We start from the raw sequence: 18,822 nt of genomic DNA on the forward strand, positions 1-18,822 counted from the left end.
TTTGGTTCTTCAACTTTGCTGGCAGGCCTTGGGCCTGCTGGCCGAGCTGGGGCTCGGCGCTCCCGGGCGGGCTCGCGCCCGGTGCTTCCGTCAGAACTGCTTGAGGAAGCGCAGGTCGTTGTCGAAGAACAGGCGCAGGTCGTTGACGCCGTAGCGCAGCATGGCCAGGCGCTCGATACCGATACCGAAGGCGAAGCCGGAGTATTTTTCGCTGTCGATATCACAGGCGGCGAATACGTTCGGGTGCACCATGCCGCAGCCGAGAATTTCCAGCCAGCCGGTGCCGGAGCACACACGGCAGCCCTCGCCGCCGCAGGCGGTGCACTGGATATCCGCTTCCGCCGAGGGTTCGGTGAACGGGAAGTAGGACGGGCGGAAACGCACCGGTACGTCGGCTTCGAAGAAGGCGCGCAGGAACTGGTCGATGCAGCCTTTCAGGTGCGCGAAGCTGATGTTCTCACCGACAACCAGGCCTTCCACCTGGTGGAACATGGGCGAGTGGGTCACGTCGGAGTCGCAGCGGTAGACGCGGCCGGGGCAGATGATGCGCAGCGGCGGCGCGGCTTTCTCCATGGTGCGGATCTGCACCGAGGAGGTGTGGGTGCGCAGCACTGTGGTCGGGTCCACATAGAAAGTGTCGTGCATCGCGCGCGCCGGGTGGTGCGCGGGAATGTTGAGCGCTTCAAAGTTGTAGTAGTCGCTCTCGACTTCGGGGCCCTGCTCCACCGAGAAGCCGATGCGCACGAAGAATTCTTCCACGCGGCGCAGGGTGCGGGTGATCGGGTGCATATTGCCCTGCTCTTCACCGCGGCCCGGCAGGGTGACGTCGATGGTCTCTTCCGCGAGCTTGGCGTTGATCGCCGCCTGCTCCAGCGCGTTGCGGCGGGCGTTGATCTTTTCCTGCACCTGTTGCTTGGCTTCGTTGATCTTGGCGCCGGCGGCGGGGCGCTCTTCGGCGGACAGCTTGCCCAGGCCTTTCAGCAGCGCGGTGATCTGGCCTTTCTTGCCCAGGTAGTCCACGCGCACCTGGTCCAGTGCGGCCAGATCGTCGGCCTTTTCCACCAGTGCCAGTGCCTGTTCGGTGAGGGACTGCAAATCTTGCATTGAATCGTTCCCGTTTGAATTCAATTTTTCTTCGTGAGCCAGCGGCCCGGCCATTGTTTTCCGGGCCCGCCCCCGCGCCAGAGAAGGATAGGACGCGCGGGGCATTTTATCTCGTGGCGGGCGCCAGCCTGGTGACGCTCCGCATAAAAAAATAGGGAAGGGCCACAACAGCCCTTCCCTATTTTTTGGTTCAGTTCGGGGTACCGGCCATTGAGGCCCGCACCCGTCTACTGAGAAGCAACTTAAGCTGCCAGGGCTGCCTTGGCTTTTTCCACTACGGCAGCAAAAGCGGCTTTGTCGTATACAGCCAGGTCGGCCAGGACACGGCGGTCCAGGGCGATGTCGGCCTTTTTCAGACCGGCGATCAGGCGGCTGTAGCTCAGACCTTCAGCGCGGGACTGGGCGTTGATACGAGTGATCCACAGAGCGCGGAAGTTACGCTTCTTGACACGACGGTCGCGGTAAGCGTACTGGCCGGCTTTGATCACCGCCTGCTTGGCTACGCGGAATACGCGCGAACGCGCACCGTAGTAACCTTTAGCCTGCTTCAGAATTTTCTTGTGACGACGACGCGCCTCTACACCACGTTTAACACGGGCCATAACTCTATCCTCTTAAACCTTTAGCGATGGGCCAATTACTTGGCGCGCAACATACGATCGACCAGGGTGGCGTCAGACTTGTTCATGGTCTGAGTGCCGCGCAGCTGACGCTTACGCTTGGTGGTCATCTTGGTGAGGATGTGGCTCTTGTTGGCGTGCTTGTGCTTGTAGCCCGCAGCCGTCTTCTTGAAGCGCTTGGCGGCGCCACTGTGCGTTTTTGCTTTCGGCATTTTGTACTCCAAAAGTATCTGAGTCTGCGAACAGACTGCCTTAGTGAACCGCCGGCAGTCACCGGCGGCGATTACGGGAGTGAGGAGGCAGCCGTCGCCCAATCACTTCCCAAAGTGGAGATCCGCGGCTTGCGCCGCAGGCCTCACTTTTTCTTTTTAGACGGCGCCATGACCATGATCATCTGGCGGCCTTCCATCTTCGGCCGCTGTTCCACGGTCGCCAGTTCTTCCAGGTCTTTCTCGATGCGCTGCATCATTTCCATACCCAGTTCCTGGTGCGCCATCTCCCGGCCGCGGAAACGCAGGGAAACCTTGGCCTTGTCACCCGCTTCGAGGAAGCGGGTCAGGTTGCGCAGCTTGATCTGGTAGTCCCCGATATCGGTACCGGGGCGGAACTTCATTTCCTTGATCTGCTGCTGCTTCTGTTTCTTCTTGGCCGCATTTTTGGCCTTTTTGGCCTCGAATACGTGCTTCCCGTAGTCCATGATCTTACAGACTATGGGGTCGGAGTCCGGCGAAATTTCAACGAGATCCAGAGTGGCCTGCTGTGCGGCTTCCAGCGCTTCGTCCAGGGACACAATCCCTACCTGTTCACCGTCGGCGCCAATGAGGCGAACTTGTGACGCCTCGATCTGATCATTGATGCGGGCCTTTTTGGACCGTCCCTTGCTCTCTCGTTTAATAGCTATCGTCTCCGTTAATTATCAGAAATAGACAAACGGCCGCGGCGTTCCACGTCCTGGCCGAGAATCTGCAGGAATGACTCGAAGGTCATGGTTCCGAGATCCTCACCGCTACGTGTCCGCACGGCGACCGTCTGGCTTTCTACTTCCTTATCGCCGATGACCAGCAGATAAGGAACACGCTGTAGCGTGTGCTCGCGGATTTTAAAGCCGATCTTCTCGTTTCTCAAGTCGGCAGCGGCGCGATACTGCAGGGCGCCGAGGCGAGACTCCAGATCGCGACAGAAATCGGCCTGGCGGTCAGTAATATTCAGGATCGCCACCTGCTGGGGCGCCAGCCAGGTGGGGAAGGCGCCCTCGTAGTGCTCGATCAGGATACCGATAAAGCGCTCGAAGGAACCCAGCGCCGCGCGGTGCAGCATGACCGGGGTCTGGCGCGAGCCATCTTCCGCCACATACTGGGCGTCCAGGCGGCCCGGCATGGAGAAATCGACCTGAATGGTGCCGCACTGCCACACGCGGCCGAGGCAGTCCTTCAGGGAGAACTCGATCTTGGGGCCGTAGAAGGCGCCCTCGCCCGGCAGCTCTTCCCACGGCAGGCCGGCGGCGTTCAGCGCGTCGGCCAGGGCCTTCTCGGCCTTGTCCCAGCTCTCCTCGGACCCCACGCGCTTCTCCGGGCGGGTGGAGAGGCGGTAGATGACCTCTTCGAAGCCGAAATCCTTGTACACCGAGTGCATCAGGTCCATGAAGTCGGATACTTCCGACTGGATCTGGTCTTCGGTACAGAAGATATGGCCGTCGTCCTGTACGAAGCCGCGCACGCGCATCAGGCCGTGCAGGGAGCCGGACGGCTCGCTGCGGTGGCAGGAACCGAATTCCGCCAGGCGCAGGGGCAGATCGCGGTAGCTGCGCAGGCCCTGATTGAACACCTGCACGTGGCAGGGGCAGTTCATCGGCTTGATCGCGAACTGGCGCTCTTCGCTGGTCAGCGAGAACATGTCGTCGGCGAACTTGTCCGCGTGGCCGGACTTCTCCCACAGGCTGAAGTCCACCAGCTGCGGCGTCTTGATTTCCTGGTAGCCGGTTTCGCGCTGGCGGCGGCGCATGTACTGCTCGATGGTGCTGTAGATGGTCCAGCCATTCGGGTGCCAGAACACCATACCCGGCGCCTCTTCCTGAATATGGAAGAGATCGTACTTCTTCGCCAGTTTGCGGTGATCGCGCTTTTCCGCCTCTTCGATACGGTGCAGGTAGGCCTTGAGGTCTTTCTTGTTGCCCCAGGCGGTGCCGTAGACGCGGGTCAGCATCTCGTTGCTGGCATCGCCGCGCCAGTAGGCGCCGGCCACTTTGGTCAGCTTGAACGCCTTCAACTTGCCGGTGGACGGCACGTGCGGGCCGCGGCACAGGTCTTCGAAGTCGCCCTGGCGGTACAGGGAGATGTCTTCATTGGTGGGGATACTGGCGATAATCTCCGCCTTGTACTCCTCGCCCATTTCGCGGAAATACTTCACCGCCTCGTCGCGCGGCAGCAGGCGGCGACTGACCGGAATATCTTCCTTGGCCAGCTCGCTCATGCGCTGCTCGATCTTCTCCAGATCTTCCGGGGTAAACTGGCGCTCGTAGGCGAAGTCGTAGTAGAAGCCGTCCTCGATCACCGGGCCGATGGTGACCTGCGCGCCCGGGTACAGCTGCTTGACCGCCTGGGCCAGCAGGTGCGCGGTGGAGTGACGGATAATCTCCAGCCCTTCCGGCTGGCGATCGGTAATAATAGCCAGCTCCGCATCGCGGTCGATCACATAACTGGTGTCGACTTCCTTGCCATCGACCACACCACCGAGGGCAGCCTTGGCCAGACCGGCGCCGATATCATTGGCGACGTCGTAGACGGAAACGGAGTTGGAGAATTCGCGACGGGAGCCGTCGGGGAGAGTGACAACAGGCATTGTACTTCCTTTTCTATCAGTGGCGATCCCTACCAAAGACCGCATGAACAGATATCAGATTTTTTTAGAGAATCCGGCGGGTGTGTAGCGCGGTGCAGGATGCACCGCCGCCGGCAGTGCCGGCGCGAGCCCGGTAAAACCCGCAAAAATCACATTTTTGCGCAGCTTTTGCCTGGGCGACCTTTGCAAATTGACAGGGATGTCAGCTTGCAAAGTAAGGTAAATGGTAGACCCGACCAGATTTGAACTGGTGACCTCTGCCATGTCAAGGCAGCGCTCTAACCAACTGAGCTACGGGTCTGAAACTCTTTTTTCAACGCCGCTTCGGGGTGCCCCTGCAGCGAAGAGCGCGAACTTTAGCACCGCCCTCAGGGCTTTTCAACAGGGGAATTTAGAAAATTTTTGCGCCAACCATCTACCCCCTGCCCGACCGGTCAGCACCACCCGCCAACACGGCAAAACCGAAGGGTCATGGACAGGCGCGAAGCGGCTGTGGCTTAATAACAGTGAATCCAGACAGACCCATGGACACGACAGCCATGATCGCAATCTCCGCATCCGTGATCGTCAAGCCAGTGTGGCTAATTCGCTGCACCGGCCTGCTGTCGCCTGCCTGAGATTCTCCTCCCGCAACGACAACAGCCGCACTGAAAGGCTGTTGTCAGCACCCCTTCGGTTCGGCTACCAAGCACCAACACCCGTACCGATAAGGGACTATTGTGAACACCAAGCCTCTCGCCACCCTGCCCGACAACGGCTTTTTCCTCGCCTTTGCCGCCGCCGGACTCTTCTCCATCAAGGCCATCTTTATCAAGCTCGCCTATCGCTACGGCGTGGACGTGGAGACGTTCATCCTGCTGCGCATGCTGCTGGCGCTGCCGTTTTACCTGGCCATCGTCGTACTGCTGAAACGCGGCGGCAGCTGGCGCCCGGTATCGCCGCGCCTGCTGCTGCAGACGGCGGCACTGGGATTCTTCAGCTATTACCTGGCGAGCCTTCTCGACCTGCAGGGGCTGCGCTATATCAACGCCAACTTCGAGCGGCTGATCCTGTACCTCTACCCCACCTTCGTGCTGTTGATGTCCTGGCTGATTCTGCGCAAGCCAATGCGCGCCGGGCAGCTGCTGTGCATTCTCGGCGCCTACGCCGGCATTTTGCTGATCTACTGGCAGGACAACGCCTTCGGCACTGATACGGCGGCGCCGGCCTGGGTACCGCTGACGCCGATCGCCTGGGGCGCCCTGCTCACCGCCGGTGCCGCGCTGAGCTTCGCCATTTATGTGACGTTCAGTGCGAGCGCCATCGAACATCTCGGCAGCCGCCAGTTCACAGCGCTGGCCATGCTGGCGGCGAGCGCCGCCATCGCTGTGCACTTCGCCCTGCAGAACGACTGGGCCCGGCTGGCACAGCCGACCCCGGTATACGCCTATGCACTGACCGTGGCCTTCGTGTGCACCGTGGTGCCGTCATTGCTGATGAGCGCGGCGATTGAGCGCATCGGCCCGGCGGCCACCGGCGCGGTCGGTACCAGCGGACCGGTCATCACACTGATTGCCGCGTCGCTGGTACTGGGGGAACCGTTTACGGTCTACCACCTGGCGGGGATGGCGGTGATTATCGGCAGCCTGATGCTGCTGAAAAAAGTCGGCAGCGGACAAGGCAGCATAAAGAAGGCAGTACCGGCGCGCGAATCCGCCTCGTAACGGGCGCCGCGCGCACCCTGCCGACGGACGGGCGCCGGGGCCACAAGCCTAACCCGCCTCAATCAGGGTTCACTGCTCTTCTTTCAGGCGGGTGATCTCGTCGCGCAGCTTGGCCGCGGTTTCAAACTCGAGGTTCCTGGCGCTTTCGTACATCTGCTGCTCCAGCTCCTCGATCCGCGCCCAGCGCTGCTTGTCCGACAGCGGTTTCTGGTCGGCCTTGTAGGCGCCCTTGCCTTCCGCGACTTTGCGCCGCCCCCTGGGTACACCGGGGGCAATGGCGCCCTCCATGATATCGGCGACACTCTTGCGAATCCCCTGCGGGGTAATGCCGTGCTCGGCATTGTGCGCCAGCTGCTTTTCGCGGCGGCGCGCGGTTTCGTCCAGCGCGCGCTGCATCGAATTGGTGACCTTGTCGGCGTAGAGAATCGCCCTGCCCTCCAGGTTGCGCGCGGCGCGACCGATGGTCTGGATCAGCGAGCGGTCGGAACGCAGGAAGCCCTCCTTGTCCGCATCGAAAATCGCGACCAGTGCCACCTCCGGCATATCGAGACCTTCGCGCAGCAGGTTGATCCCCACCAGCACATCGAATTCGCCGATGCGCAGGTCGCGGATGATCTCCACCCGCTCCACCGTGTCGATATCCGAGTGCAAGTAGCGTACACGCACGCCGCTGTCGCTCAGGTATTCGGTCAGGTCTTCGGCCATGCGCTTGGTCAGCACGGTAATCAGCACGCGCTGACCTGCATCCACGCAATGGTGGATCTCCGACAGGCAGTCGTCCACCTGGGTCGACGCGGGGCGCACTTCGACCTCCGGATCCACCAGGCCGGTGGGACGCACCACCTGCTCCACCACCTGGCCGGCGTGTTCGGCCTCGTAGGGGCCGGGCGTGGCGGATACAAAAATGGTCTGCGGTGCCAGATGCTCCCACTCCTCGAATTTGAGCGGGCGGTTGTCCAGTGCCGACGGCAGGCGGAAGCCGTATTCCACCAGTGTCTCCTTGCGCGAGCGGTCGCCGCGGTACATGCCGCCGATTTGCGGCACGGTGACGTGGCTCTCGTCGATAAACAGCATGGCGTCGTGAGGCAGATAATCGAACAGCGTGGGCGGCGGCTGACCAACACCGCGCCCGGACAGATAGCGGGAGTAGTTCTCCACGCCGTTGCAGTAACCCAGCTCCTGCATCATTTCCAGATCGTACTTGGTGCGCTGCTCCAGGCGCTGGGCCTCCAGCAGCTTGTCGTTGTCGCGCAGCTGCTTGAGGCGATCGTGCAGCTCATCCTTGATCTGGTCGATGGCGCTGACAATCGTTTCCCGCGGCGTGACATAGTGGGATTTGGGGAAGATGGTGATGCGCGGCACTTTCTTCAGCATCTCGCCGGTGAGCGGATCGAACAGGGTGATCTCCTCGATCTCTTCGTCGAACAGCGACAGGCGCACCGCCTCCAGGTCGGAATCCGCCGGGTAGATATCGATCACGTCGCCGCGCACCCGGTAGGTGGCCCGGCGGAAGTCGGTGTCGTTACGCGTGTACTGCAGCTCGGCGAGACGGCGCAGAATCGTGCGCTGGTCGACCAGGTCGCCGCGATCCAGGTGCAGCACCATCTTCAGGTACTTGTCCGGATCGCCCAGACCGTAGATGGCGGACACGGTGGCCACGACAATCACATCACGGCGCTCGATCAGCGCCTTGGTCGCCGACAGCCGCATCTGCTCGATATGCTCGTTGATGGACGCATCCTTCTCGATAAAGGTGTCCGACGACGGCACATAGGCCTCCGGCTGGTAGTAGTCGTAATAAGAGACGAAGTATTCGACCGCGTTCTTGGGGAAGAACTCCCTGAACTCGCCGTAGAGCTGGGCGGCCAGGGTCTTGTTGTGCGCCATGACAATCGCCGGACGCTGCACACGCTCGATAACATTCGCCATGGTAAAGGTCTTGCCCGAACCGGTTACCCCGAGCAAGGTCTGGTGACTGAGGCCATCTTCAACCCCCTCCACCAGCGACTCGATCGCCTTGGGCTGATCACCCGCCGGCTCGTACTTGCACACCACCTGAAAAGGACGCGACTCCATAACACCCTACCGCCACTACTGTCACTGAAAGCAATCAGCGATTGTAGGACCTCCCCGCCAGCGCCACAAATGCCCCGCACCATCCCAAAGAATGCCGCGCCAGTCACCTCTCCTGGCGACTTTTTAAACAAACCAACGCCAAAAATAAATTCCTGACAAATCAATCAGTTAAAGTGCAAAAAAGGGGTTGACCCGCACCGGGGCGCTCTATAATATACGCGCCATCTGAACGGGACGGCACACAAGCTCAACCGGAAAGATATTCCGCCTTAGCTCAGTTGGTAGAGCAATTGACTGTTAATCAATGGGTCGCTGGTTCGAGCCCAGCAGGCGGAGCCAAATACTAAAAAAGCCCCTCGGCGCAAGTCGAGGGGCTTTTTTAGTATTTGGCCTCTCTACTTTACTGGGCGAGAAGAGCCCAGTTGGGTGAAGCAAGCGTTTGCGAGGTATACGTCGCGCGCAGCTGAACGCCGCCAATCTATGATGGGTGGCCGGACTGACGCAAGCGTTTGCGACGGACAGGTCGCGTGCGGCCGAACCCCGGCAGTCTGTGATTGGCGGGCGGGGGCGTCAAATACAAAAGCCAGGCACAAAAAAGGCCCCGCACTGCGGAGCCCTTTCCAATCAATTTACCAACTAGCGCCGCCCCGAGTCCGTCGGCACCGGCAGGCGCTCCACCTGCCCCACCCTGGCGACCGGCTTCTGCTCTCGCTGCTGCGCCCAGACCACATCCACCAGATGCTCCTTCGGCGCATAATCCTTTACCGCCGTGCGCAACAGGCGGTGCACGGCCTCGCAGTCATGACGGCCGCAGGCATCGCGCAACTCGCCGATCAACAGCTGCAGCCGTTCGCTCGCCAGGCGCTCTTCTTCGGCGCGCATAATCATCGCGTGATCGGTGCCGGAGACATTGTCGCCGAGCAGCAACTCCTCATAGAGTTTTTCACCCGGGCGCAGGCCGCTAATCTGGATCTCGATATCCCCTTCGGGGTTTTCCTCGTCGCGTACCGTGTGCCCCATGATCTGGATCAGGCGGCGCGCCAGGTCGTAGATACGCACCGGCTCGCCCATATCCAGCACGAATACCTCACCATTGCGCCCCATGCTGCCGGCCTGCAGTACCAGCTGAGCCGCCTCGGGAATCGTCATGAAATAACGGGTGACCTTGGGGTGCGTGACGGTAACCGGCCCGCCGGCATTGATCTGGTCGGAAAACAGCGGAATCACCGAACCCGAGGACCCCAGCACATTGCCGAAGCGCACCATGCAGACCCGGGTGCGGCCAAAACGGCGGCCGAAGTCCTGGCAGATCAGCTCGGCAAAACGCTTGGTGGCGCCCATCACATTGGTGGGGCGCACCGCCTTGTCGGTGGAGATCAATACAAACTGCTCGACCCCGAAAGCCTCGGCAGCTTCCAGCACCGACAGTGTGCCGAGCACGTTGTTGTCTGCACCCAGCACCACATTCTGTTCCACCAGCGGCACATGCTTGTAGGCCGCGGCATGGTAAATGGTATCGATGCCGAAGCTCTGGATGATCTCCGCCATACGCGCGCGGTCGCGCACATCGCCGAGCACCGCAGTCACCCGCACCCGCAGGTTTTCATCCTGCTGCTGCTGGTAGAGCTCGCGTTCGATCTGGTAAAGCGCGTATTCCGACGACTCCACCATGACCAGCTGGGCCGGTTGCCAGTGGGCAATCTGGCGGCAGAGCTCGGAACCGATAGAACCGCCGGCACCGGTCACGAGTACCACCTTGCCGCTGATCGAATGTGCGATGAGTTCCTTTTCTGGCTCCACTGGCGCGCGGCCGAGAATATTTTCGTAAATCTGGGAGACATCGGAAACGCGGCCGGCACCGTCGACCAACTCCTCGACACCGGGGATCACCTTCACCACCAGCCCGCGCTCACGCAGGCCACGGGTAATTTCGCGACGGCGCCGCTTGGGCACACCGGGCATCGCCAACAGCACCTCGGCGATATCCCGCTCAGCCACCACGTCGAGAATATTGGCCGGGTTGTAGACCAGCACACCGTCGATCAGGGTATTCTGCTTGGAGGCGTTATCGTCGAAAAAGGCTACCGGCTTGTAGACTTCACCATGCACCAGCGCCTTGTACATCTGCAGGCCGGCGGTGCCCGCGCCGTAGATGGCAACCCGGGTCTTGTGGATCTCCAGCGCCATCTGGTAGTAAACCCGCACCAGCCAGCGGGAACCACCGACGGCAATCAGGGCAAAGCACCAGTAAATCACCGGTACCGAGCGCGGCACTCCGGCGTAGGTGAGATAGGAGGCCACTGCAAGGACAACCGCCGAGGCCGTGACGCCCTGCAGGACCGCGATAATCGCCTGCTGTCCCATGTAGCGGATAACGGTACGGTAGAGGCCGAGGCGCAAAAAGATAAAACTGCTCGAAGCCAGGGTCAGGCCGAGACAGATCAGCATTTCCTTCTCGAGCGCCGGGGACAGGCCGTTGACACGAATGGTAATCGCCACCATAAATGCAATGGTAAGCATTAACTGGTCATAGATCAGCATCAGCGCCGGCTTGTAATTTTTGTTCACGCTTCGCCAGATGCGCTTCACATGACCCCCAATTGGCCCCGGACCAAGATTTTTAACATCAATTTGTCACCATTATGCCAGATCCATTGCTGCCAGCACGAGCGCCAGTATAGACACCGCCGACATAATTCCCAGCTCCTTGTGCAGAGTCTTCTTGACCCCCCAGCGCAGGGCGCTGCGCTGGTAGAAATGTTCCCGGTGCGCCTCCCACCAGCGCTGGCCACTGAGCACGCGGCGCAATAGCGTCAGTGTCGCGTCGAGCCAAAAAGGCAGAAATACCAGTGCGGGCACCAGCAATCCGAAATCCCCACGCTGCCAGCCGAACAGGCTCACGGTAACCACTGCCAGGCCCAGCGCGGTAGAACCGGCATCACCGAGGAAAATTCGCGCACCCGGCCAGTTAAAGCGCAGAAACACCAGCGCCCCAACCACCACTAGCGCACAGACACCGGCGAGCGCGGTATCCCCACGCCAGGCACCGATGGCCCCCAGGGTGGCAAAGCCGATGGCGGTCATACTGCCGGCCAAGCCGTCCAGGCCGTCCATAAAATTGTACAGGTTGATCATCCAAACCCCGCCCACCAGCAGCAGCGGATACCACCACCAGGCCAGCGGCGTCGGCAACCCGGCCAGCACCAGGGCAACGGCCAGCATGTGCACTGGAAAACGCAGCCGCGCCGACACGTGACGCAGATCATCGAGCGCGGATACTGCGAGCAGCAGCACAAATCCCATCGGGACAACCAGCGGCAGCTCAAGCGGACTGATCAGCAGCGCCGGAACCAGGCCACCGACCAGTGCCCACCCCCCGGTACGCGGCACCGGTGTGTCGTGCATGGAGCGGTGATTGGGCAAGTCGAGCGCCAGCTCGCGCATATTCGACAGCAAAAACGCTATCGCGCCGTAACTGAGCACCGCCTGCAACAGCAATGGTGCGAGCCAGTGTTCCCAGAAAACCATCACCCGCGCGCCTCCTGCAGATAACGGCTATAGCGAGTCTTGGCCTGCCAAGACAGTGCCGCACGCAGGCGCGCCGCACTGTAGAGTTCACTCTGCTCCAACTCCAGCAGCGAGCGCACTGCGGCCAGCCGGCGCAGGGGGCGCAGTGGCGTCAGCAGCAGGCGGGTCAGGCCGCGACTGCCGCGTACTTGCGCGCCACTGAGCGCAGAGGCAATTGATGCCAGGTCGTAGAAATGCGGCTCCGCGGCAATATAGACCTGACGATCACAGCCAGCCGACTGCCCCAGCAGACAAATTGCCTCGACCAGATCGCCAACGTGGACAAAACTGCGCAGACCGCTGGCCGGCAGGAACCGGGACAGGCGCCCGAGAGAACCGAGCAAGTTGCGCCAACGTTGCGCGCGGCCAGCTGATTTTGCCCGGCCGCCGGCTTCTCCGTACACAGACGCGGGGCGTATGACATTGACCCGGCAAGACCAACGGCCGCCCAACAGCTGACGCTCTCCCAGCCACTTGCTGCGACCATAGCTGTCCGTTGCCGGCTCACCGGAATCCTCGTTCGCCAGTACGCCGCGCGGCGGGCGCAGCGCCTTCACGCTGGAAAGGTAGGTAAAGGACTCGGCGCCGGCCACGTCTGCGGCACGCAGCAACTCCAGCGGGCAATCGCTGTTGAGCCACTGAGCCTGCACCGGATGGCGCGTGCACTCGGCGCGACTGGCCAGACCGGCAGCGTAGATGACGCGGTCGCCGGACTGGAACAGCGAGGAATAGTCCCCGCCGGGAGAAAGTGATAGAGAGAAGTGTTCACACCCGGACGGACTCCGGGGAGCGCGGGACACCGACAGCACTTGCTGCCCGTCCGCCAGAAGGCGCAGGCAGAGTGCCTCGCCGATATATCCAGTGCCGCCAATTACCACCCAACGCGCCATCTGTGATGCAACCCAATATATTTTTTCTACGAACCGACGGCACTGGTAATGCCGCCGGCAAAATTCGCTCAAATTCAGAGCATGATTCGAGTGCGATTTTTCTCCAGCGTCGCGGTACCGATACCCTTGATATCGAGCAGCTGCTCGACCGAAGTAAAAGGACCGTGCTCATCGCGGTATTTTACAATCATTTCAGCGCGCACCGCGCCGATACCGTCAAGCTTGTCAGCCAGCTCCTCGGCGGAGGCGCTGTTCAGGTTGACGCTGGCTGCGGCTACTGCCGCTTCGCCTGCCGTTGAGTCCGCAGTGGACTCCTCGGCCACAGTCCAGGCTGAGCCACAGACCATCAGTAACGCAGCGAAACATACAGCAAGCGGAGTGCGAAAGACATTCTTCATCGGGTTTCCCCCCTGTGAAAGTGGTAGATTCACGTCGGGACTGCTTCTACTCCCCCAAACCTGACCACTCTAACAGTTCGCTTGCCGCACGCGGTCGCCAATTACTTACACGTTATTACAAGTCAATCAGTTCCGGGTTTCCCGCAATATTTCTGCCAGCGCTGCCTGCGGATCCGCCGCTGCAGTGATCGGGCGACCGATTACCAGGTAATCTGCCCCCCACTCCAGCGCCTGTGCCGGTGTTACGATACGGCGCTGGTCGTCGGCAGCGGCACCGGCCGGACGAATTCCCGGCGTCACCAGAGCGAAATTCGTGCCGCACTGCTGGCGCAGCGCCTGCGCTTCGCGCGCGGAGCACACCACACCGTCGAGGCCACACTGCTGCGCCAGCGCCGCCAGAGCAAGCACATGCTCTTCCAGCGGGCGGGTGACGCCGGTGGCCGCCAGCTCCTCCGGTGCGGTACTGGTCAACACTGTGACTCCGATCAACAGCGGCCGGCGCTCGCCATAGGGGCGCAGCGCCTCGGCCGCCGCCTCCATCATCCGCGCACCGCCACTCGCGTGCACGTTGACCATCCACACACCCAGCTCGGCTGCGGCGCGCACGGCCGCGGCAACCGTGTTGGGAATATCGTGGAACTTCAAATCCAGAAATACCTGGAAGCCGCGCGCCACCAGCTGTTCCACTAATTGCGCGCCGCTGGCAGTGAACAGTTCCTTGCCCACCTTGACCCGGCACAGCGCCGGATCCAGCTGGTCCGCCATCGCCAGCGCGGCGGCGGCATTGTCGTAGTCGAGGGCCACGATAACCGGCGAAGAAACGGCAGCAGAATTGTTACTTTGCAAAGAAATACCTCATCAATCTCACCGCCACAACGCGGCACAAAAATTCGAAACGGCAGCGAACAGCGGATTCGCACCACCGCAACAGGGGAAATACGGCCCGCTGCGGCCCTACTCCCCCTCGACCCCCTTGACCGAGCGCACCGTATCCCAGTGCTTGCAGCTGGGACAGAGCCAGTGCAGCTGGTTACCGGAAAATCCGCAGTTGCTGCAGCGATAGTGGGGGCGGCTGGCGATTAGTTGATCGATCAGGGTCTTCAGCAACGACAGATTTTCCCGCGCGCGCCCCTGGGTCGTATCAATATGCAGGTCGATAAAATGGCCCAGCCCGCGCAGCGAGGGCCGCAGCGCCAATTGCTTGCCCATAAACGCCGCCGCCGCCGCTTCGCTCTGCTGGCGGTGGATGCGCTCGGTCAGCGCAATCAGCACGCTGTTCGAGGGATGCTCGCGCTGCAGGGATTCCAGATAGCGGTCGAGCCCCTTCTCGTCGTCGACGGCCTCGTAGCTGGTAATCAACAGTTCGAGGATTTCGGGGATATAGTCCGGGTTCTGCCGCGGAATCCGCTGCAGCACCTTGATCGCCTCGCGCGGACGCGACAGCAGGTGCTCGAGGCGCCCCCACAGCAGGTTGGCACGCACCGAATTGCGGTCGTAATCCAGCGCCGCATCGATATGCTTGCGCGCGCTCAGATAGTCTTTGTTTTTGATCGCCTCCTCTGCCAGCTCGCAGCAGAAGTGCGCCTGCACCGGCGCCCACTCGGCGGACAGGCGCTTGAAGCGGCGCCCGTGCAACAGATTGACGGCGTGAATCGCCTTATTCCACTCGCGCTCGTCCCGGTAGACCTCCACCAGGTGCTCCAGGCTGACATTGCGCAGATCCGAGGAATTTTCCACCAGCTCCTGCAATAGCCGCTCGGCGCGGTCGAGCCAGCCGGCGGCGATATAGTCCCGCGCCAGCTCCAGCTGCGCCTTCTGCTGACTGGGGCGCGCCAGACTGGGGCGGGCGAGCAGATTCTGGTGCACGCGGATGGCCTGATCGTGCTCGCCGCGTTTACGCAGCAGGTTGCCGAGCGCCAGGTGGGTATCAAAGGTGGCGCTACTGACTTCCAGCGCGTCGATAAACTTGTCGATGGCGTCGTCGTGACGCTCGTTCAGAAGGTAATTGAGACCCTGGGCATAAGAGTGCGCCAGCGCCCGCTGCTGTTCGTTACAGTTGGCTTTTTTCCTGACACTGCGGCGCCCCATCAGCCAGCCGATGGCGATGGCAGCGAGTAGGAAAAAGAAAAAAGTGAGATCGGCCAAGCTTACTCTCCGGAGACCTGTCGGCGCACCGTGTGCAGTTCCCGTTCCAGCCTCTGCAATTGTCGCTCCAGCCCTGCAGCCCGGCGGCGCTCCGCGTAAAAGGGCAACAGGCTGACAACAAAGCCCAGCAACACACCAAACAACAGGAAACCGATCAACCAGAAGCCGACACTGCCCGCCGGCAGCGCTTGGCCGGCGAACCGCGGCACAATAGAGTCCGGATTGTCCACGGCAAAGTAGATACCGATGGCAATGCACAGCAGGGCCAGCAGCCCATAGAAGAGACGCAACAGCCAGCGCAAGAATGACAAGGGAACCTCCGCCCTCCGGGGGTGCTTAAATCAACAACTTAGTCTAACGGGCCATCCCGCCCGCGCCTCTCAATCCAGCAATGCCGGACCGGTCAATCATACTCGGTCACAGTATCTTCCTGCATCCGTTGATTGACCCGATCGCGCAACTCCTTGCCCGGCTTGAAGTGCGGCACATACTTGCCCGCCAACTCCACGGCATCGCCGGTTTTCGGATTGCGCCCGGTACGCGGCGCACGGTAGTGCAGGGAAAAACTGCCGAATCCACGGATCTCGATACGCTCCCCCCTGGACAGCACATCGGACATGGAATCCAACATTACCTTGACCGCCAGCTCCACGTCTTTAACCGGTAGCTGATCCAACCTCAACGCAATCCTTTCGATCAGTTCGGATTTGGTCATGCGCTCCATAACCTTCTGTAAGTCATTGATTATTCTAGATTAGAGCGGCAATCATGTAACAGAAAGCCGGACTGAGCAACCCCAGTCCGGCTTCCGGATAGCCCCAGGCAATAAGCCCGGGGCTTTTGACAACTAAAGACTATCAGTCTTTGTTGTTCATTTGCGCCTTGATCAGGTCACCGATAGTCGCCGGCTGAACCTGTTCAGACTGCTTCTTGCTGTGATCCTTCATGGCTTGCTTCTCGTCCTCATGATCCTTGGCCTTGATAGACAGGCTGATCACGCGGTTCTTGCGATCCACGCTGGTGATTTTGGCCTCGACCTCTTCACCTTCTTTCAGGACGTTGCGGGCATCTTCCACCTTGTCGCGGCTGATTTCGGAAGCGCGCAGTACGCCTTCCACTTCATCCGCCAGGGTGATTACCGCCTGCTTGGCATCAACTTCCTTGATGGTACCGTTTACGATGGTACCGCGGTCGTTGGTGGCCACGTAGTCGGAGAACGGATCGGACTCCAGCTGCTTGATACCCAGGGAGATACGCTCGCGATCGGAGTCGATACCCAGGATAACGGTTTCGATTTCATCGCCCTTCTTGAACTTGCGTACGGCTTCTTCGCCGGCTTCGTTCCAGGAGATGTCGGACAGGTGCACCAGACCGTCGATGCTGCCGTCCAGACCAATGAAGATACCGAAATCGGTGATGGACTTGATCTTACCGGAGATCTTGTCGCCCTTGGCGAAGTTACGCGCGAAGGCATCCCACGGATTTTCCTGGCACTGCTTGATACCCAGGGAGATACGACGACGCTCTTCGTCGATATCCAGAATCATCACCTCGACCTCGTCGCCAACATTGACAACTTTGGACGGGTGGATGTTCTTGTTGGTCCAGTCCATTTCGGAAACGTGAACCAGACCTTCCACACCTTCTTCCAGCTCGGCGAAACAGCCGTAGTCGGTCAGGTTGGTAACAGTCGCCTTCACGCGGCTGTTTTCCGGGTAACGCTGCTTGATGGAGACCCACGGATCTTCGCCCAGCTGCTTCAGGCCCAGGGATACGCGCTGACGCTCGCGGTCGAACTTCAGTACCTTGACTTCGATCTCGTCGCCAACGTTCACGATCTCGCTCGGATGCTTGATACGCTTCCAGGCCATATCGGTGATGTGCAGCAGGCCGTCGATACCACCCAGATCTACGAACGCGCCGTAGTCGGTCAGGTTCTTGACGATACCCTTGATGCTCATGCCTTCCTGCAGGCTGGCCAGCAGGGCTTCGCGCTCTTCGGAAGTCGCAGCTTCCATCACGGCGCGGCGGGAAACCACAACGTTGTTGCGCTTGGCGTCCAGCTTGATGACCTTGAATTCGAGCTCTTTGCCTTCCAGGTGCGCGGTGTCGCGAACCGGGCGAACGTCGACCAGAGAACCCGGCAGGAACGCGCGGATGTTGGCCACGTCGACAGTAAAGCCGCCTTTGACCTTGCCGCTGATAACACCCTTGACCACTTCGTCGGCAGCGTGGGCCGCGTCGAGGATCTTCCAGGCTTCAGCGCGCTTGGCTTTTTCACGGGACAGACGGGTCTCACCGAAACCGTCTTCAACCGCTTCCAGGGCAACCTGTACTTCGTCGCCCGGCTGCAGCTCTACTTCGCCGTTTTCGTTGGCGAACTGGGCTGCGGGAATCACGCCTTCAGACTTCAGGCCCGCGTGTACGGTTACCCAGTCTTTGTCCACGTCGATTACCACACCGGTCACGATAGAACCGGGGGCCATCTCTACGCTTTTCAGGCTCTCTTCAAATAGTTCAGCAAAGCTCTCGCTCATTACATTACCTATAGTGATGGGCCCAGCCGTTGGTCACTGTTACGTTTAGTCAACCGCCAGCCGCGACCCCACCGCGCTGCCAGCACGCGGGTCGGATTACGACAGCGGCCGGGCGATTCTGGCTGATCCCGGCCGCTGTCGTTAAAAACTCATTGTAGTGTCTGCAGCGTGCTCAGGTACCGCGGACCACGATCCGGTCGCGCACCAACTGCAATACGCTATTGAGGACGCCATCGATATCCACCCCGGTGCTGTCGAGCTCCACTGCATCTGCAGCGGGCGCCAGCGGGGAGGTTTCGCGGTTCATATCACGCGCATCGCGGGCGCGGATGTCCTCCAGCAGGTCGCGGAGGCTAACAGAAACCCCCTTCTGCCGCAACTGCTCGCAGCGGCGCCGGGCGCGCTCTTCCGCGCTGGCGGTCAGGAAGACCTTGACCGGCGCGTCGGGAAACACTGTCGTGCCCATATCGCGGCCGTCCGCGACCAGCCCCGGCGCCTGACGGAAGTCCCGCTGGCGCTGCAGCAGCGCCGCGCGCACACCCGGCATGGCCGCCACCTTGGACGCCGCCATACTGACCCGCTCCATGCGGATATCGCGGCTGACATCGTCGCCCTCCAGCAGCGCGGCGACCTCGCCGTCGCGGAGCTCAAAGCGGATATCCAGGCCGGCGGCAATCTCGGTCAGGGTTGCCTCGTCGGTCAGGTCAACGTCACGGTTCAGCGCCGCCAGTGCGGTCAGGCGGTACAGGGCGCCGGAATCCAGCAGGGAATAACCCAGCTTATCCGCCAATAGTTTGGCGATGGTGCCCTTGCCGGAGCCGCTGGGGCCGTCGATGGTGATTACCGGCGGCAAGCTTTCAGTTTCAGTCATAGAGTTCCGTAAGTTTTTTTGAAGGAGCCTACTGGCAACCCTGGTGCCGAGGGCTGCTTGCGGGATACGCCGT

17 protein-coding genes and 2 tRNA genes are annotated in these 18,822 nt (G+C 61.0%); 2 read left to right on the top strand and 17 right to left on the bottom strand.

Annotation, left to right across the window (positions count from 1 at the left end; translation table 11 throughout):
• Nucleotides 1–90: 90 nt before the first annotated feature.
• From pheS to ABDK11_RS11910, 6 genes are all read right to left on the bottom strand, one after another.
• On the bottom strand, nt 91–1,104 hold the full coding sequence (gene pheS / locus ABDK11_RS11885) for a phenylalanine--tRNA ligase subunit alpha (protein WP_346836727.1): 1,014 nt from the start codon (nt 1,102–1,104) through the stop codon (nt 91–93).
• Between the two features lie 242 nt (nt 1,105–1,346).
• Entirely contained in the window at nt 1,347–1,706 is a 360-nt protein-coding gene (gene rplT, locus ABDK11_RS11890; protein ID WP_020413350.1) for a 50S ribosomal protein L20, read from the bottom strand.
• A gap of 35 nt (nt 1,707–1,741) precedes the next feature.
• A complete protein-coding gene (gene rpmI, locus ABDK11_RS11895) occupies nt 1,742–1,936 on the bottom strand; it encodes a 50S ribosomal protein L35 (RefSeq protein ID WP_073271300.1) in 195 nt (64 codons plus the stop codon).
• Nucleotides 1,937–2,079: 143 nt separating this feature from the next.
• Nucleotides 2,080–2,619, bottom strand: a complete 540-nt coding sequence (gene infC, locus ABDK11_RS11900; protein WP_346840198.1) for a translation initiation factor IF-3 — start codon at nt 2,617–2,619, stop codon at nt 2,080–2,082.
• Nucleotides 2,620–2,633: 14 nt separating this feature from the next.
• The gene (gene thrS, locus ABDK11_RS11905; protein ID WP_346836728.1) at nt 2,634–4,562 is read right to left on the bottom strand and encodes a threonine--tRNA ligase; all 1,929 of its coding nucleotides are present in this window, start codon (nt 4,560–4,562) and stop codon (nt 2,634–2,636) included.
• A 224-nt stretch (nt 4,563–4,786) separates the two neighbouring features.
• Nucleotides 4,787–4,863: transfer RNA gene (locus ABDK11_RS11910), tRNA-Val, on the bottom strand.
• Between the two features lie 418 nt (nt 4,864–5,281).
• Here ABDK11_RS11910 and ABDK11_RS11915 point away from each other — a divergent pair.
• Nucleotides 5,282–6,265: a DMT family transporter gene (locus tag ABDK11_RS11915; protein ID WP_346836729.1), complete on the top strand. Its 984-nt coding sequence runs from the start codon at nt 5,282–5,284 to the stop codon at nt 6,263–6,265.
• 69 nt (nt 6,266–6,334) lie between these two features.
• Here ABDK11_RS11915 and uvrB read toward each other — a convergent pair whose 3' ends face one another.
• The gene (uvrB, locus tag ABDK11_RS11920) at nt 6,335–8,341 is read right to left on the bottom strand and encodes an excinuclease ABC subunit UvrB (RefSeq protein WP_346836730.1); all 2,007 of its coding nucleotides are present in this window, start codon (nt 8,339–8,341) and stop codon (nt 6,335–6,337) included.
• 263 nt (nt 8,342–8,604) lie between these two features.
• Here uvrB and ABDK11_RS11925 point away from each other — a divergent pair.
• A tRNA-Asn gene (locus ABDK11_RS11925) sits at nt 8,605–8,680 on the top strand.
• Between the two features lie 297 nt (nt 8,681–8,977).
• Here the strand turns inward: ABDK11_RS11925 and ABDK11_RS11930 are convergent.
• The 10 genes from ABDK11_RS11930 to cmk all read right to left on the bottom strand — a co-directional run bounded on the left by ABDK11_RS11930 (nt 8,978) and on the right by cmk (nt 18,749).
• Nucleotides 8,978–10,909 (bottom strand): nucleoside-diphosphate sugar epimerase/dehydratase, encoded by a 1,932-nt coding sequence (locus tag ABDK11_RS11930; RefSeq protein ID WP_346836731.1) that lies wholly within the window; start codon nt 10,907–10,909, stop codon nt 8,978–8,980.
• A 72-nt stretch (nt 10,910–10,981) separates the two neighbouring features.
• On the bottom strand, nt 10,982–11,869 hold the full coding sequence (locus ABDK11_RS11935) for a glycosyltransferase family 4 protein (protein WP_346840199.1): 888 nt from the start codon (nt 11,867–11,869) through the stop codon (nt 10,982–10,984).
• The gene (locus ABDK11_RS11940) at nt 11,869–12,798 is read right to left on the bottom strand and encodes an NAD(P)-dependent oxidoreductase (protein ID WP_346836732.1); all 930 of its coding nucleotides are present in this window, start codon (nt 12,796–12,798) and stop codon (nt 11,869–11,871) included. Before ABDK11_RS11940 ends, ABDK11_RS11935 begins: the two co-directional genes overlap by 1 nt.
• Before the next feature lie 74 nt (nt 12,799–12,872).
• Nucleotides 12,873–13,196, bottom strand: coding sequence for a helix-hairpin-helix domain-containing protein (locus ABDK11_RS11945; protein WP_346836733.1), 324 nt, complete (start codon nt 13,194–13,196; stop codon nt 12,873–12,875).
• Between the two features lie 126 nt (nt 13,197–13,322).
• Nucleotides 13,323–14,042, bottom strand: a complete 720-nt coding sequence (gene pyrF, locus ABDK11_RS11950; protein ID WP_346836734.1) for an orotidine-5'-phosphate decarboxylase — start codon at nt 14,040–14,042, stop codon at nt 13,323–13,325.
• 108 nt (nt 14,043–14,150) lie between these two features.
• Nucleotides 14,151–15,341, bottom strand: a complete 1,191-nt coding sequence (gene lapB, locus ABDK11_RS11955) for a lipopolysaccharide assembly protein LapB (protein ID WP_346836735.1) — start codon at nt 15,339–15,341, stop codon at nt 14,151–14,153.
• A gap of 2 nt (nt 15,342–15,343) precedes the next feature.
• Nucleotides 15,344–15,652, bottom strand: a complete 309-nt coding sequence (locus ABDK11_RS11960; protein WP_346836736.1) for a LapA family protein — start codon at nt 15,650–15,652, stop codon at nt 15,344–15,346.
• A gap of 92 nt (nt 15,653–15,744) precedes the next feature.
• Nucleotides 15,745–16,056, bottom strand: a complete 312-nt coding sequence (gene ihfB, locus ABDK11_RS11965; protein WP_346836737.1) for an integration host factor subunit beta — start codon at nt 16,054–16,056, stop codon at nt 15,745–15,747.
• Between the two features lie 142 nt (nt 16,057–16,198).
• Complete coding sequence (rpsA, locus tag ABDK11_RS11970; protein WP_346836738.1) at nt 16,199–17,878, bottom strand: 30S ribosomal protein S1; 1,680 nt, start codon at nt 17,876–17,878, stop codon at nt 16,199–16,201.
• A gap of 172 nt (nt 17,879–18,050) precedes the next feature.
• A complete protein-coding gene (gene cmk / locus ABDK11_RS11975) occupies nt 18,051–18,749 on the bottom strand; it encodes a (d)CMP kinase (RefSeq protein ID WP_346836739.1) in 699 nt (232 codons plus the stop codon).
• Nucleotides 18,750–18,822: the final 73 nt, after the last annotated feature.

Origin of the sequence: Microbulbifer sp. SAOS-129_SWC (assembly GCF_039696035.1) — a bacterium.
Classification (GTDB): Bacteria; Pseudomonadota; Gammaproteobacteria; order Pseudomonadales; family Cellvibrionaceae; genus Microbulbifer.

Excerpts from the sequence above, each read along its gene's own strand:
- pheS (WP_346836727.1), bottom strand. The coding sequence starts at position 1,104 with ATGCAAGATTTGCAGTCCCTCACCGAACAGGCACTGGCACTGGTGGAA.
- rplT (WP_020413350.1), bottom strand. The coding sequence starts at position 1,706 with ATGGCCCGTGTTAAACGTGGTGTAGAGGCGCGTCGTCGTCACAAGAAA.
- rpmI (WP_073271300.1), bottom strand. The coding sequence starts at position 1,936 with ATGCCGAAAGCAAAAACGCACAGTGGCGCCGCCAAGCGCTTCAAGAAG.
- thrS (WP_346836728.1), bottom strand. The coding sequence starts at position 4,562 with ATGCCTGTTGTCACTCTCCCCGACGGCTCCCGTCGCGAATTCTCCAAC.
- uvrB (WP_346836730.1), bottom strand. The coding sequence starts at position 8,341 with ATGGAGTCGCGTCCTTTTCAGGTGGTGTGCAAGTACGAGCCGGCGGGT.
- ABDK11_RS11935 (WP_346840199.1), bottom strand. The coding sequence starts at position 11,869 with ATGGTTTTCTGGGAACACTGGCTCGCACCATTGCTGTTGCAGGCGGTG.
- ABDK11_RS11940 (WP_346836732.1), bottom strand. The coding sequence starts at position 12,798 with ATGGCGCGTTGGGTGGTAATTGGCGGCACTGGATATATCGGCGAGGCA.
- ABDK11_RS11945 (WP_346836733.1), bottom strand. The coding sequence starts at position 13,196 with ATGAAGAATGTCTTTCGCACTCCGCTTGCTGTATGTTTCGCTGCGTTA.
- ihfB (WP_346836737.1), bottom strand. The coding sequence starts at position 16,056 with ATGACCAAATCCGAACTGATCGAAAGGATTGCGTTGAGGTTGGATCAG.
- rpsA (WP_346836738.1), bottom strand. The coding sequence starts at position 17,878 with ATGAGCGAGAGCTTTGCTGAACTATTTGAAGAGAGCCTGAAAAGCGTA.
- cmk (WP_346836739.1), bottom strand. The coding sequence starts at position 18,749 with ATGACTGAAACTGAAAGCTTGCCGCCGGTAATCACCATCGACGGCCCC.